At 66.0% G+C, this 14771-nt stretch carries 11 protein-coding genes and 1 pseudogene; 9 read left to right on the top strand and 3 right to left on the bottom strand.

Going from position 1 to position 14771, the window contains the following annotated elements:
- The first annotated feature begins 29 nt into the window (after positions 1 to 29).
- From BZZ08_RS40080 to BZZ08_RS06845, 4 genes are all read left to right on the top strand, one after another.
- Positions 30 to 359 carry an SDR family oxidoreductase gene (locus BZZ08_RS40080; protein ID WP_446750239.1) on the top strand — a complete coding sequence of 110 codons (330 nt, stop codon included), beginning with the start codon at positions 30 to 32 and terminating at the stop codon, positions 357 to 359.
- Between the two features lie 354 nt (positions 360 to 713).
- Positions 714 to 1292 (top strand): transglycosylase SLT domain-containing protein, encoded by a 579-nt coding sequence (locus tag BZZ08_RS06855; RefSeq protein ID WP_342210966.1) that lies wholly within the window; start codon positions 714 to 716, stop codon positions 1290 to 1292.
- On the top strand, positions 1240 to 1518 hold the full coding sequence (locus BZZ08_RS06850) for an AAA family ATPase (RefSeq protein ID WP_342210965.1): 279 nt from the start codon (positions 1240 to 1242) through the stop codon (positions 1516 to 1518). Before BZZ08_RS06855 ends, BZZ08_RS06850 begins: the two co-directional genes overlap by 53 nt.
- 9 nt (positions 1519 to 1527) lie before the next feature.
- Entirely contained in the window at positions 1528 to 2694 is a 1167-nt protein-coding gene (locus BZZ08_RS06845; RefSeq protein WP_104631224.1) for a DUF6183 family protein, read from the top strand.
- Positions 2695 to 3178: 484 nt separating this feature from the next.
- Here BZZ08_RS06845 and BZZ08_RS06840 read toward each other — a convergent pair whose 3' ends face one another.
- Complete coding sequence (locus BZZ08_RS06840; protein ID WP_104631223.1) at positions 3179 to 4453, bottom strand: tyrosine-type recombinase/integrase; 1275 nt, start codon at positions 4451 to 4453, stop codon at positions 3179 to 3181.
- 417 nt (positions 4454 to 4870) lie between these two features.
- Between BZZ08_RS06840 and BZZ08_RS06835 the strand changes: the two genes are divergently transcribed.
- The gene (locus BZZ08_RS06835; protein WP_104631222.1) at positions 4871 to 5104 is read left to right on the top strand and encodes a helix-turn-helix transcriptional regulator; all 234 of its coding nucleotides are present in this window, start codon (positions 4871 to 4873) and stop codon (positions 5102 to 5104) included.
- Positions 5105 to 5257: 153 nt separating this feature from the next.
- Positions 5258 to 6470, top strand: a pseudogene (locus tag BZZ08_RS06830) (IS30 family transposase).
- 56 nt (positions 6471 to 6526) lie between these two features.
- Here the strand turns inward: BZZ08_RS06830 and BZZ08_RS06825 are convergent.
- Positions 6527 to 6724: a hypothetical protein gene (locus BZZ08_RS06825; protein WP_104631221.1), complete on the bottom strand. Its 198-nt coding sequence runs from the start codon at positions 6722 to 6724 to the stop codon at positions 6527 to 6529.
- A gap of 241 nt (positions 6725 to 6965) precedes the next feature.
- Between BZZ08_RS06825 and BZZ08_RS06820 the strand changes: the two genes are divergently transcribed.
- Genes BZZ08_RS06820 through drmB form a run of 3 tightly spaced genes read left to right on the top strand, consistent with a single transcriptional unit; the run spans position 6966 to position 12843 of the window.
- Positions 6966 to 7196, top strand: coding sequence for a hypothetical protein (locus BZZ08_RS06820; RefSeq protein WP_104631220.1), 231 nt, complete (start codon positions 6966 to 6968; stop codon positions 7194 to 7196).
- Complete coding sequence (gene drmA, locus BZZ08_RS06815) at positions 7189 to 11097, top strand: DISARM system helicase DrmA (protein ID WP_104631219.1); 3909 nt, start codon at positions 7189 to 7191, stop codon at positions 11095 to 11097. The genes BZZ08_RS06820 and drmA overlap by 8 nt, the downstream gene beginning before the upstream one ends.
- Positions 11098 to 11100: 3 nt before the next feature.
- On the top strand, positions 11101 to 12843 hold the full coding sequence (drmB, locus tag BZZ08_RS06810) for a DUF1998 domain-containing protein (protein ID WP_133169156.1): 1743 nt from the start codon (positions 11101 to 11103) through the stop codon (positions 12841 to 12843).
- 81 nt (positions 12844 to 12924) lie between these two features.
- On the opposite strand, the gene BZZ08_RS06805 is transcribed toward drmB, so the two are convergent.
- The gene (locus BZZ08_RS06805; RefSeq protein ID WP_198601326.1) at positions 12925 to 14598 is read right to left on the bottom strand and encodes a DEAD/DEAH box helicase; all 1674 of its coding nucleotides are present in this window, start codon (positions 14596 to 14598) and stop codon (positions 12925 to 12927) included.
- Between the last annotated feature and the right edge of the window lie 173 nt (positions 14599 to 14771).

Raw genomic sequence — 14771 nt, 5'->3', positions numbered from 1 at the left:
GCCGCAGTCGGCGGCCCACCAAGGCGGCGCTGGAATCGCTGACCCGTACGTGGGCGGCGGAATTCGCCGAGTCCCAGGTGCGGGTCAACGCCGTCGCGCCGGGCCCGTGCGCCGGCGACGAGGTGGCCGTCGAGGATCAGCGCGCTGAGGCCGCGCAGGTTGCCGATGTCCGCAGCGGGGTCAGCGTTCAGCACAAGCAGGTCGGCGCGCTTGCCGGGGGCCACCGCGCCGAGGTCGCGCACCCCCGACACGACCGTCCTCGTGCGCCACCTCGCCCGGTACGGGACGCTGCCTCCCCGGCGGCCCCGAAGGGTGACTGTGTTGTTGCATTGAGCGAGATGCCCGTCTTCGCAGGGTAACGAGGGGCGACCGTTGGGTGACCGGCTCTGTGAGGGCGCGCACAGGGCGCACGTCACACGGGGCCGGGGTTAGTAGACGCCGGACGGCCGCGCGCCGCGTGGGCGCCAGCCGTCCGGGCCCGTCACACGGCCGGTCTGCGAAGCGGCGTAGTAGGTCACCCACTTGTCGCGACGCCGGAGCGTTCCGCAGTGTGTTCGGCGTACCGGGGAGCCGAGCGCCGGGACCGGACGGGAAGAGCCCGTCCGTGATCCAGACACCGGCCCTGATGACGCGAAGCCGCGTCCAACGCGGACACCGCGTCGCCGACCCCCCGTCGGCCTCCCCATCACGTTCCCGAATGGAGAGGTACACCCGTGCACGCCCTCATGCGCCGCCCCAGCTTCCGCAAGTCCGCCGTGGCCTCCCTCGCCGCCGCGGGCGCCGCCGCCGTCACCCTCACCCTCGCCCCGAGCCCGGCACACGCCGCCGAGCCGGCCAAGGCCTCCACCGCGCAGACGCAGGCCCAGACCGACAAGATCGAGGCCATCGTCAAGGCCGGCAAGAAGAAGCACGGCGACGACCTCGACGGCTGGATCCGCACCGCCCTGGACGTCATGGACGCCAAGAACATCCCGGGCACCTACGAGGGCCTGCACCGCAACATCATGCGCGAGTCGTCCGGCAACCCGATGGCGCAGAACAACTGGGACGTCAACGCCCAGAACGGCATTCCCTCCAAGGGCCTGCTCCAGACGATCCAGCCCACCTTCGACACCTACCACGTCAAGGGCACGAAGGACTCCATCACCGACCCGGTCGCCAACATCGTCGCCGCCTGCGTCGCACCCCGTGCGCCCCAGGCCCCAGAGGCGCCACCACGCCCCCCACGGCCTCGCGTTCATGCGGGTTCAGGCCATCGTCGCCCGCCGCGATCCGGCCTCCCCTCAGCCTGACAAGGCGTTGCGCAAGAGGCTGAACGTCCACGACCTCGCATGGCTGAACGAGGTCCGCGACCTGCTCTGGGACGAACGGCAGGTGATCTTCTACGGTCCTCCCGGACCGGGCAAGACCTATCTGGCGCAGGAGCTCGCAGAATTCCTCGGCGGGGGTCCCGAGCACGTCAAGCTGATCCAGAAGGCACGTGTGCATCAGCAAAGTTACTTGATCACCTGCTCGTAGACTCGGGGCGTGAGCCACAACCAAGAGACGCCTGGCGACAGCTGTTCCGATCGGCATGGCCGGGAGGAGTCGCAGCATCTGGCCGAGCTCGGACCGGAAGCAATGTACGAGGCGGCGGTGCGGCTGTGCACGGTCGGCGAAGGGCCCCCTGGAGCCTCCGTGGCGCGGACCGTCGTGCGGATCGCCGAGACCCTCGCCGACACGCGTTCGCGGGACTGTGTGATGTTTGCGGCGGACCTCGTGAGTCGGCTGTTGCCCGACGGGGGCATGTCCCCCGGCGAAGGTGATCGATTGCTGCGTTCCGTGGCTGCGAAGCTGGTCAGGTCTCAGCACCTGCGCGACATTGAGCCCTTGTTCGCCGAGTTGCCGGACGGGGTTCCGGGTCCGGCAGTCGAGCTACGGGCCTGTCTTCTCGGAGAGCTGGCACTGATCGGTTCAGGGGGTGGTCGTCGTTCTCTGGAGGCGTACGCCGACAGGCTGCGTGAGCTGGGGCACCCACTGGCTCGGCTGCCCAGGACGCGGCTGGACATCGAGCACCGGTTCGCCGTCCGCGTCCGGGGACTGGGGTCGGTCAAGACCGCGAAGCAGCTCCGGTCGCGTTTCCCCGAGGCTCCCTCGACTGACGGCGGTGCGGTCGCCGGCTGCGGTGCCAGGGATGCTCGAGACGACGGTCGGGCGAACGCGGCCGCCCGACCGTTCCGTGCCGGCGGATGGGCCCGTGAGCCCGAGGCACGGTTCTTCACGCTGCCGAGCCCGCTCAGCCCCGGCGACTTCGGCATCTCCTTCATCAAAGAACTGTCCTTGCGCTGTCTGGCGGGTGAGGGTAGCCGCCCGGGGAGCGCGCTCGCCTGCGTGACAACACCCGACGATGTGCTCAACGAACTGTTCTCGGCTTCGTACCTCGGCGGAGTGAACGGCCAGGGGCAGGGCGGTGCGTACGCGAGGCTGTATGCCTGGGAGAGTCTCTACGCGCTCATGGGGCTGCCCACCGGTCTACCCCTCTTGGAAGCGGTGCGGCGCGCGGCGGGTCACCGGTGGTTGCGGTTCATGGCGTTCACGGACTGGTTCCACCACGACACCTCGGACCTGGCTTTCGCCGTGCTCGATCCCACCCGGACTCGGATCGCGGTGCTGGCGGCGACCGATACCGATGCCCACCGCGACGCTCTCGGATAGCGGGAAGACGTCCTGGTACCTTCTTCGCCCTTGTCGTCAGAGTGGGCCGAGATCTTTCCACCTGTGGCGTCTGTCTGCCGTAGGCCGTCGACCTGCGTGAATGTTCTTTCGGTTCTTTCACGCTCGTGCTGGCTGATGCGGCGGGAAGTCCCAGGAAAGTCCGGCCCGCTGATCTGGTCGAGCGGCAGACCACCGCGAGCGTCGATGAGACGGGCCGCGAGGACGTCCGCCCGCTCCAGGGCCCGGGAGTGCCGAGCGGTGATGGTGGCGTCGTCTAGCCCGTAGGCGGCGACGGCTTTGTCGTCGGTCCTTCGGCGGAATCCCCTTCTGGCTTGCACGAGTACAGGCCAGGAGGGATTCACGTCGACTTTCCCTAGTGCTTTCAGATGTCCCGGAACTCATGGACAAAGCTTCTGACCTGCGAAAACAACCCTCCTTGAAGATCGTCTTGCACGGTTGTTGCACAAGCCGAACGGTGCAGGAGTCACGCGGCCCGGGTGTAGGCGCTCCGGACCGCGATGCGGACCTTGGAACCGGCTCCCGCGACCCGGTGCACGTACTTACGCAGGGTGAACGCGGGATCGGCGTGTCCGAGTCGGTCCGCGAGCGTGTACACGTCTACACCGCCGCTGATCATCATCGACGCGTACAGGTGTCGGAGCGCGTGCATCATCACGTCGCGGGACTTCTCCCAACGTCGTCCCTTCGCGTTGGATTCAAGGGGCTTGATGAGGCCGGCCGACGCCAGGGCGGGCTTCCAGCGGTAGGAGTTGAACCAATTCGACTGAATGGCGGTCTTCTCCCGGGTGTAGAAGATCAGCCGCACCGTGACCGGGTCGCCGCCTTTGCTGCCCCACGGTCGGGTCACCTCGACCGGCGGGTACTTCTGCATGTGCTCGCGCAGGGGGATGGCCACGTCGTCGGTCAGCTCAACCCACCGGTCCTTCGGGTCCTCGTCGTCTCCGCCCTTGGGGAGGGCGTATACGAGGAACGAGCCGTCGTGGACTACCTGCCGTTGCACGTGGACCATGGCGCCGTCCGGATGTGCCCAGTCGATATCTTCTGGTGACAGGCCGAATATCTCTCCTTGCCGAAGACCCAGGCCGCGACCACAGTCGACGAGCGCTTTGTAGCGGTCGGGAAGTTCGGCACGGATCTTCTCGGTGTCCTCCCATGTCAGGGTCAGCTCTGCCCGGCCGCCACCTCCTCGCTTCGGCTTGGCGTCCTGCACCGATTTGGCGAGGCACGGATTTTTGTGTATCAGGCTGTCGTCCACGGCCAGGTCAAAGACAGCCCGAAGGTTGTCGAAGACCAGGCGCAGTGTGGAACTTTCGAGCAGCCTGCGACGGTCGTGCAGCCAGTCCAGCAAAGATGAGGCGTTCACGTCCTTTACGCGCATTTTCCCGACTGTGGTAGGAACGACGTGCAGGAAAATTCGCTCCTTGTGGCGTCGGTAAGTTCGTGGATTCTTGTGTTCGTGCCCCTTGAGCCACGTAAGGGCGAGTTCGCCGACCCTGACCTCTCCGGCGCGAGGGTTGACATATGAACCGTCGTCCACTCCGGACCGCATCTTGGTCTCATGCCTGCGGGCTTCGACCTCGGTGCGGAACAGCTCCGTCTGCTGGACATCTTCCCGGTTGCGCCATCGAGCCTGCCACCGCTTCCCCGTCCCGTGATCCCGCGTCGGAACTTTGCCGTGTTCCTTGCAGGGCGACTCCCCGTCTTTCGGGCGCGACTTGTGCCAGCGGTCGTACGGCATCGACTCAACTCCTAGTTTCCAACGGCCCCTTGAGTCCATTTGTGGACTCTTTTGAATCAGGGCCAGCGTCGACGGCGAGATTGTCTGCCCGTTCACAGCGCCCTGTGGGAATTGGATCTTGATCCAGGAGAGCTGAAGATGTCAAATGCATTCTTGGGGTCTTCGCGACAAAGGGCGCAGGGTGGTAGAGAAGATTTCACCTAGACGAATGCTCGCTGAGGGTTCGACGAGGGCTCGACGAACCCTCAGCGAAGATTCGCCTGTGTCCTTCGAGAGTTCGCAAGACTCGTAGGCGTTTCGTCGAAAGGCCCTCTGTTTGGTTCGGCCGTAATTCAATGCAAACGTTCCGCTCACCACCACAGCGGGGTCCGCTCACGTGGTTCTTTCCTGCCTGCTTCGAACCGTTTTGGAGTGCCCATGCGTCGAACCACTGCCCGTGCGGAAGAAGCCGCCAGTGGCGCAGGGGACCGTTGTCCCCTGATGAGCGCGGAGGAGCTGGCCGACTTCCTGGGCATACCTCTGAATACGGTCTACATATGGAATCACCGACACCAGGGGCCGCGAGCCCACAAGGTCGGCCGCTATTTGCGCTACCGCTGGCCGGAGGTAGAGGCATGGCTGGAAGGTCAAGCGGTGAATCGCGCTACCTGATCGGCCGAGATTGGTGCTCTTGTCCTTGGTTGGGCGACAGAACCCGGTGTACAGCCCGACTCGCCCGTCACCACCGGCGACTTTAGATCAGAAAGCGCCTCCGACCTGCTTGGGTTCTAGCGGTTTTTGCAACACCCCAGCTCAAGGGGTGCGATGGACTTCGAGATCCGCAAGGACCGGAAGCCGCAGGGACGGAAGAGGCTGACCGCTGAGCGTGCGGCATACTTCCAGCTCATGGCAGCAGGGCTACAACAGCAAGGAAGCCTGCCGGATCGTCGGTATCGATGTCCGGACCGGCAAGAAGTGGCGCAACGGCCGCCACGCCCACGAAGGCCGCGAGAAGGCGGCGCCTCCGATCTACCGGGAGGTGCCGCCTTCGTCGGGTCCGTCCCGCTACCTGGGCGAGGCCGACCGCATCCACATAGCCGACCGGCTGCGGGAGAAGGCCACGGTCCGGGCTATCGCCGCGGAGCTGGGCCGCAGCCCGTCCACGATCAGCCGCGATATCCGCCGCAACCGGCACCCGGGCAACGGCCAGTACCGCTCGCACGCCGCCCACGCCCGGGCCCAGGTTCGCCGGCCCCGCCCCAAGCCCAGCAGGATCGGCCAGAACCCGGAGCTGAGGGGCTACATCCAGAACCGCCTGGACCTTCGGTGGAGCTCGGAGCAGATCTGCCAGGCTCTGCGGACACAGTTTCCCGACCGGCCGGAGATGCACGTGGTCCACGAGACGGTCTACCAGGCCCTCTACGTTCAGGGGCGCGGGGAACTACGCCGCGAGCTGGCCCGAGCCCTGCGCACCGGCCGCGCCCGGCGCAGACCCCGCCGCCAGGCCCAGCAGCGCCAGCCCAGATTCGCCACCCCGATGGTCATGATCAGCGAGCGCCCGGCCGAAGCCGAGGACCGGGCGGTCCCCGGGCACTGGAAGGGCGACCTCATCATCGGCAAGGACGGGAAGTCGGCCATCGGCACCCTGGTCGAACGCGCGACCCGCTACGTCATGCTGCTGCACCTGCCCGGCGACCACAGCGCCGAAAGCGTCCGGGACGCACTGGTCACCACTGTCCAGACCCTGCCGTCACACCTCCGGCGCTCCCTGACCTGAGACCAGGGCTCGGAAATGGCCAGCCACGGCGCGTTCACCATCGACACCGGCATCCCGGTCTACTTCTGCGACCCTGCCAGCCCCTGGCAACGCGGCTCCAACGAAAACACCAACGGCCTGCTCCGTTAGCACTTCCCGAAAGGCACCGACCTCTCGGCCCACGAACGCGAGCACCTCGCCGCCGAACTCAACGGCCGCCCACGCAAAACGCTCGACTGGGAGACCCCAGCCGAGCGCCTGCATAAACTGCTCGCGGCCTGATCAACACGACCACGTGTTGCGACAACCCCTAGAAACCGCCCTGGTGGTTGGGGCCTCTACTGCATATTCGTGAACTGCCTGAGCCCATCGCGCGCACCCAGGTGCCAAGGCCCCGTCGGATACTCGGAGGCGAGGAAGCGGGTGCCGAGCATGGCTTTCATGCTGGCCTCGATACGGTGCTGAAGCTCCACCTCCAGAGCCACCGTCGAGCCGCGCGGCTCGACGTCCCGGCCATCGGCATCCAGTCGGAACAAGTTTCAGGTCCCTCATTCGCCTCCCCGTCCTCCCCAACGTCAACAGTCGGACAATCGACCGGAGGATACGGCTATGCCGCGTTGTCGGCCTGCCTCTGCGAGGGAGCTCGTCGGTGTAGACGCAAGAACGGGGCCTGAACCAAGTGGAGTTGCGGACGTACACCGCGTTGCCTGGACGTGGGCCTGCCACACGACCGTCAAGGTGACATACATTGTCCCCAGTTGATCGTCAGGGGGTGTCTTGGCAGGACGCGATCTTCGGACGCTGTTCAGCTCGAACGACCTGAGCACCTCCGCGAACGAGGCGTTCACCAGCTGGCAGGCCCAGCGGCAGGCCGTGACGGCTTCTCTCCTCGGATGCACGTTGCGGCTTGCGGACCAGACCGAGCAGCCGGACGAACTCGGTGCAGCCGCGTTCGTGCTTGGGTCCCCCCAAGAGGAACGAAGCGAGAAGGAGCACCCCGATGAGTGAGCGAGACCACCTTGTCGAGGATCTCGTAGCTGAGATCCTTGGCCCCCGGGGAGGGCCGATCGAGAGGCTGGGGGGCGACGAGGATCCGCTTGACGAGTACATCGTCGGTGTCCTCGCTCCGTTCTCATCTCCTTCGGTCGAGGTCGACTCGGACCAAGAGCTTGTCGGCGACGAGGTGTCGGGCGGTGATGACGATCTTGATCCAGGCGAGTCCGTGTCAGGACATCAGCCCGCCGCCGCGGGCTTTCCGTCGCTGGCACTCGACCCTCGCGCCAGGCCGTCGTCGATTGGCCTGTCCCTGGCGGTCAGCGCCCCTGACAGGCCACGCCTCGACATCTGCTGTACGTGGGCCAGGTACCGCAAGGAGACCAACGGGGAATGGAGCCGGGAGCCACACGGTGCTGTCTGGCGCGACGTGGACTGTTCCGTCGACAACACGCTGAGCGACCCCGCGGATGCAGGGATTGTGGCGAGGGTCCGTAGCCGAAGGGACTCCGGCGGCGTATGGAAGATCTCGGTGTTCATGGTCAACCAGAGCGCTGTGGAATCAGACCGCCTCTCCCCGTCGGACCACGTGTTCCAGCCGCAGGTACGTCTGCGTTGCCGGGACGGAGCCGAGCTGGTTCCACTGGAACACCAGCACTTGGCGCAGGACGAGGAGGACGAGAGCCTGGCGCTGCTCTACGAGGACCGTCCCGTCCTCGCCCGGGGGCACCTCTGCTCCGCCGTCTGGCGCCGGGTCGACCCGGAGCGCCCGCATCCGGGAGGGTTGGAAGGAACCAGGCCCCCGTTCAGGTGGTCCGACGGGCGTCACCTGTTCGACGACGGGACGGTGGCCGAGTTCGAACCGGCCGACGTCCGGTCCGAGTTCGTTCCTGTGGTTCCCGTCAACGCTCCGGACAAGGGCTGGCCGGCCGACGCGGGAGAACCACCTGAGCTGGACCCGGTGGAACTGGCCCAGATCACGGATGGTGCCGTACTCCGCCTGAGGTTGGAGCCGCTCGCGGACGCCTACGAACGCTGGATCGAGGGCCAGGCCCGCAGCGTTGAAGCCCATGCGCCAGGTACGCCGGCCCAACGACACCTCTCCGGGTGCCGACGCGCGCTGGATCGGATCCGCGACGGGATCGAGCTGTTGGCAGGGGACCGCGACGCCCTACTCGCGTTCTGCTTCGCCAACCAGGCGATTGCCGTCCAGTCGCAGTGGACCAAGGGGAGGGTCAACCGCTGGTGGCCGTTCCAACTCGCGTTCCAGCTGGTCAACCTTCGGGGAATCGTCGACGACGCCCACGAGGACCGGGACGTGTGTGACCTGCTCTGGTTCCCGACCGGTGGAGGCAAGACCGAGGCTTACCTCGGACTCGCTGCGTTCACCCTCGCGCTTCGGCGGCTTCGTGCCCAGCGAGGGCAGGAGCACGGGGGAGGAGCAGGAGTGACCGTCCTTTCCCGGTACACACTTCGGCTCCTCACGATTCAGCAGTACAGGAGGGCGCTCGCGATGGTGACGGCGTGCGAGCTCCTCAGGGTCAGCGGGTTGCCCGGACAGCGTGGCTGGCGGCCGTCCGGGTGGGAGGATCTCGGTGACGCGCCGTGGGGCTCCACCAGGTTCTCGGTCGGACTGTGGGTGGGCGGCAACGTGACCCCGAACAACCTGCAGGACCTCGAATACCGTGACGCGAACAACAGGATCATCACGGCCCACGGAGCCATCTCGATCCTGGAGGGGGAAGAAGGCGAAGGTGACCCGGCGCAGATCCTGAACTGTCCGGCCTGTAGGTCGACACTGGCGATCCCCCCGGAGGGCCTGCGCGAGGGCGACAGGGGTGTGCTGCACTTCGTGGTGGGCGACCCGGACCCAGCTCTGGGCCCGGACGCGGCGCCGCAGCTGTCGGAAGAGCCGTTCGACGTGACCGCGATCACGGTCACCCGTCATCCGGATCCGTCGTACGCGACCGTTTCCGTTCGGTTCAGTGTCACTGCGGACGTGTCCGACCAGAGCGTCGACAAATGGTTCAACGGGCATGCACGTCGTCTGCTCGGTTCCAGGTCCTGGCTCGTCTCCGCCCGCGCGAGCCGGCCAGGGTACTTCGTGCGGACAGTTGAGTGGGGCAGGCAACGAAGCGAGAAGCCCGTCGAGTTCGAGATCTTCTGCCCGAACCCGAAGTGCCAGCTCAACTCCGACCTGGCTTGGTCCGAGGCGACCGAGGTCGGTGCCTGGCCTGTGCCGCCGGCCTTCGACCGGGGCGACGGCTCTTCGACGCACTGCCCTGTCCCGGCGTGGACAGTGGACGACCAAGTCTATGCCAGGTGCCCGTCGATGGTCGTGGCGACGGTGGACAAGTTCGCCCGCCTGGCGTTCGAACCGAGAGCCGGTGCGTTGTTCGGCAACGTCGACAGGCTCAACGAACACCTGGGCTACTACCGGGACTGGGCACCTCCGGCAGGGCCGGCGACACTCCCACGAAACGCCCGTGAGGCGGTGACGTCTGGGGACGACGTTCCCGTCGGTGGATTCCGCCCACCCGACCTCGTGTTGCAGGACGAACTGCATCTCATCGAAGGCCCTCTGGGCAGCATGGTCGGTCTCTACGAGGCTGGCATCGACCTACTCTCCACGGTGCATGACGGCGAGAACACTGTCAGGCCGAAGTACGTCGCCTCCACCGCGACCGTCCGGAGGGCGGAGGAGCAGGTCCGTTCGCTGTTCGACCGGAGCCTGGAGGTCTTCCCTCCTCAGGGCCTCCGTGCTGAGGAGACGTTCTTCTCCTCGACCGGTTCCTCGCACCCCCTCGACGCGCAGGAGGCGGGTCGTCTGTACGTCGGGGTGGTCGCCCCCGGACGAGGAGCACAGACACCCATCGTCCGGATGTGGTCGCGTCTACTCCAGACACCCCGCGACCGACTCGAGGCTGGCGTCGTACAAGCGGAGTTGGACCCGTTCTGGACGCTGGTGGGCTACTTCAACGCTATCCGCGAACTCGCCGGAGCCGTGGCACTGGCCCGTCAGGACATTCCCCAACGTCTCGGGAGCGTCGCCACGACACCTCGCACTCTGGACGAGCAGGAACCGATGGAGTTGTCCAGCCGCACCAGCTCCCTGCGGCTCCCGGGCATGCTCGAGGAGCTGGGAGTCCGACTGGAGCCCGGCCGGGAACCAGCGAACGCGGTCGTCGCCACCTCCATGTTCGGTACCGGTGTCGACGTGGACAGACTCGGACTCATGGTCGTACACGGGCAGCCGAAGACCACGTCCTCCTACATCCAGGCCACCGGCCGTGTGGGCCGCGGTGTCGGCGGGCTCGTCGTCACCTTCTACCGGGCCTCGCGCCCGCGGGACCTCAGCCACTACGAGTACTTCACCGGCTACCACGCCACGCTCTACCGCCACGTCGAGCCTGTCACCGTCAACCCCTTCGCGCCCCGGGCGAGGGACAGGGCCCTTGGCCCGGTGATGGTCAGTGTTCTCCGCCAGGCGGCGAGGATTCCGACCGTGACGGGTTCCGTGGCGGTCGACGAGCGGTGGCGGATCCAACAGCGGCTCAGTAACGGGGGTTGGTTCTGCCGTGCCCACGAGATGAGCGACGCCCACACGGACCCCGAGGTGGACCTGCTCCCCGGCATCCTCGAGCAACGTGCTGCCCAGCAGCCGTCGCTCCGTCGTCCACCGTCATCGGAGACGGAGAACCATGCTCGCTCGGAGTTGGAGCATTGGCGGGAGATCGCAGACCGTGTCGGTGATGTCTTGCTGTACCACGAGTCGACGGTCACACGTCCGGCCTCTCGCCCGGTCGTCCTAGGCGATCTCGCGCATCTTGTCGCGAACATGGATGAGGCTTATGAAAACGCGCCAAACTCTCTGCGAGAGGTGGAGGCCACCACCACGATCGAAGGAAGGGGATAAACCGTGAGCCGTCCCTACCAGGAGGCCCGCCCCTCCCAGTTCGTCATCACCCTCGGCCCTGGAAGCATTCTCGAGACAGGATCCGGGCCGGTCGTACTCAAGTCGGTGGACACGCTTTTCAACAAGATTGGCCGTAACCCCCAGGACTTCGAGATCGTAGACAAACGGCTCTCACGACTCGAGCTGGACGGTGCACGAATCGCTCGTGTGCCAACCAACGCCGAACTGGGACTTCCCTCGGACAGAACGATCTACCCCACACACGCTTTTCCGTTCTGGTCCCTGTGCACACAGCACCGACCGCACCAGGTTCTGTACGAGACGGGAAACGGGTGCCCGGAGTGCCCATCGGTGTCGGCTCCGCAGCGCCGGGAGAAGGCGGGGCGTGAGGCGATCCGCTTCGTGCAGGCATGCGAGAACGGTCACCTGGACGAGGTGCATTGGCACAGACTCGTACACGAGGGGGGAGACTGTGGCACGAAGCACTACCTCTGGCACGGAGGTGGCCGCGCCCTCCGACTCGTCCGCATCGAGTGTCCCCGTTGCCACGCGACCGCGAACTTCGGCCAAGCGTACGCGAAGTCCTGGCGCTGTAGTGGCCGCATCGTGGAGCACGGGGGGCGTCCGGCGCCGACAACGGCGCGGTGCGTTCAGAAGGCGCGCATCGTCCAGCGAGGAGCTGCCAACCTACGGCTCAACCTGCTCCAGAGCGCACTGACGATCATGGATATGCCGACCCGGCTTCACGACATCCTGAACGACCCGTCCCTTTTGGGAGCAGTCGGTGCACTCCATCGCCGCGGTCTCCTGGACCAGGTCGCTCTTATGGAAGAGGCCGAGCAGGTCGGGCTTGCCCGGGGTGCGATCGAGTACCTGAAACAGACGAACTGGTCCGAGATCAGCAAGGCGTTCGACGGACTACTGGGGACTGGTAACACAGGTTCGTCGTCGCTACGTGACGACGAACTCGACCGCCTTCGCCAGGCGGCGACCTCTGGCGTTCCGGCAGTTCCACATCCATATCCCGGCTCTCCTCCGTTGTTCGAGGTTCGCCAGGACGATGTGCGCCTCGTGCAGGGACCCGTCCGCCGGCACAGGCTGCGCGTCGCACCTGTCAGCCGTCTCCGCATGGTCATGGTCCAGACCGGTTACCAGCGGCTGGACCCGCAGAAGGCCCAGAAGATGTCCACCGCTTTCGACTGGAACGGCACCACCTGGTACCCGGGCATCGAGCTCTTCGGTGAGGGCGTCTTCATCGATCTTGCCGGCGACTCGCTCACCCTTGCGGGCAGCCGGGCCGACCAGTGGAACGATCGGTACAGGAGTGATCCGGACGGTGACCCGTCACTCCACCCCGCACACGTCTGGTGGCATACCCTTTCCCACCGTCTCCTGAGGTCGCTCTCGGTGGACTCCGGGTACTCGTCCGCAGCGATCCGTGAGCGCGTCTATCTCAGCGTGCAGGACGGCAGGGTCACGGGCAGTGGACTCCTCCTCTACACGGTCCAACCCGGAGGAGACGGCACCCTCGGAGGGCTGGTCGCCCTCGTTAACCGGTTCGAGCACGTTCTTTCGCACGCTCTAGGAGACGTTGAGAGCTGTTCGAACGACCCGTTGTGCCAGGAGGCGCCGTCGGTGGGGGCGGAGGGAGTCGCCTGCTACTCGTGTCTCCTGGCGTCGGAGACCTCTTGTGAGCACCGCAACCAGAGGTTGGACCGCCTTCTTCTCGCTGAGAACCTACCCTGACCTGCTGAGCGGTTCGGTCGATCACCGACCGCTTCTGCGTGGGCTGGCGGACAGCCGACGCAGAAGCGGTGTGGCGTCGGACTACGTGCGGCGCTGGTTGCTCGACCAGTAGCCGGAGTACCGCTCGTACGCGAGCTGTCCGCTGAAACGGATGTTGTCCTCGATGTCCACGACCAGGCAGCTCTTCGTTCCACCGAATCGCGGTCCGCGCATGCCCCGACCGATCATCTGCTCGTACAGGACCGGGCTGGTGGTGGGACGACCGACTACCAGGGCTCGTACCGCCGGAGCGTCGAAGCCGGTCGTGAGGACGCCGTAGTTGCAGAGAACGGACAGGCGCTTGTCGCGGAACTGTTCGATGAGCGCGCGCCGCGTCGCACTGCGCGTATTGGAGGTGACGACCTCCGCGGCCCGGCCGGCGCGTCGCAGCAGAACCGCCATTGCTATGGAGTGTTCCACGGTGCAGCCGAAGAACAGCGTCGGGCAGTCCGGCGGTAGTTCGAGCAGTTGCTCGAGCAGGGCACGGTTTCTCGCGTCCGATTCACCGATCTTACGGAGGAAGTCAGGGTGGAAGTCCTTGAACTGCTCGAAGTGCGCACGGTGGCTTTCGACGTCGTCCATCCGGAACCCAGGACCGGCATAGGAGAGCACCTTGTGCTCAGGCCGTGACAGGACGTCTCGCCGACGGAGCTCGGACACGATGTCGCCCCCCAAGGAGCGGGAGCTGAGAAGCTTGCTGTGAAACCTCTCCGCCAGCTGGCGAGTCTCGGCGTCGACCCTCCGGAAGGGCGTGGCTGTCAGCCCGATGACGGGAACCGGGGCTTTCTGTCCGAGTTCGATCCCCAGGAAGCGCAAGACCCTGTTGTAGCTGGGGGCCAGCATTCGGTGCGCCTCGTCCACAACTACCGCACCCAGGTCCTCGCGCAGCAGTTCGAGTTCCTGTTGCGTGTCGTCATTGGTGCCTCGAAGGACCGCGTCAAGCTTCTGGATGCTGGCCACCACGATGTCGGGGTCGCTCGGCACCGAGACGCCGCTTCCCCACAGTCGGGCAATCTCCATCGTGTGCCGTACCTGGTCATTGCGGTGCCCCAAGTCGGTCCACACCTCACGGAACGCCTGGACCGCCTGCTCGCACAGCTCCTCACTCTGGGCGATCCAGAGAACGGTCTGACGGCGTGACTGGGAGATGCGCCACTCGATGAGGCTCTCCACCGCGGTCCTGGTCTTGCCGGCTCCTGTGGGCAGGGTCAGAACACCACGGTTGGTGCCCGGTGCCCCGGAGAGCACCTCGATCACCTGCTCCTTGAGGTCCTGTTGGAAGTCCTCCAGCTCTCGGAGAGGTACGAAGGGGGCAACTTCCAGCGTGTCCGGCTCCCGTGTACTTCCCGGCAGGCCAGCAAAGGCAGGCGGGATGTCGAGGACTCGTGCGAAGTGGCGAGGCCAGCTCTTACCGGGCTTCCACGTGCGCTCCGCGATCTTCTTGGCTTTGGCTCTGCTCCCACCACGGCTGCGTTCGGCACCTCGGTAGTCGTGCAGCGTCTCCAGCTCGTCCTCCGATGCGGAAAGCGCAAGCCTTTCCCGTAGCGTCCTGGACTCAAGAAGACCGAAGCCGGACCTATCGACCAGGAAGTCGGCAAGCTCCCCCTCGGGAAGCTTTGACCGCGCCCTTCCGGATTCGTGCTCGACCGCCGCGATGATCCACTCCACCGACTTCCTGGAGCGAGATCTCCCTCCGCTCTCGAGATCCTCGATCACCGCCCGCAGATCCCGCGGAACGAGTCGCCGACGCAATATTTGGATTGCCTGGGAGCGGTCCTGCTCGCTCAATTGGCCGAAGGCTTCCACCGAACACTGTCTCCTGGGCTGGCTAAGAGTCGACTGTGCTTAGTCGTTCATGGATGGTCAAACAACGCAGTGGGGGGTGTGGA

The sequence above is a fragment of the Streptomyces sp. MH60 genome, assembly GCF_002939385.1.
GTDB lineage: Bacteria > Actinomycetota > Actinomycetes > Streptomycetales > Streptomycetaceae > Streptomyces.
The sequence above is the reverse complement of the archived record's forward strand: the minus strand, read 5'-3'. Positions and strand labels throughout refer to the sequence as shown.

Excerpts from the sequence above, each read along its gene's own strand:
- BZZ08_RS06850 (WP_342210965.1), top strand. The coding sequence starts at position 1,240 with ATGCGGGTTCAGGCCATCGTCGCCCGCCGCGATCCGGCCTCCCCTCAG.
- BZZ08_RS06840 (WP_104631223.1), bottom strand. The coding sequence starts at position 4,453 with ATGCCGTACGACCGCTGGCACAAGTCGCGCCCGAAAGACGGGGAGTCG.
- BZZ08_RS06835 (WP_104631222.1), top strand. The coding sequence starts at position 4,871 with ATGCGTCGAACCACTGCCCGTGCGGAAGAAGCCGCCAGTGGCGCAGGG.
- drmA (WP_104631219.1), top strand. The coding sequence starts at position 7,189 with ATGAGTGAGCGAGACCACCTTGTCGAGGATCTCGTAGCTGAGATCCTT.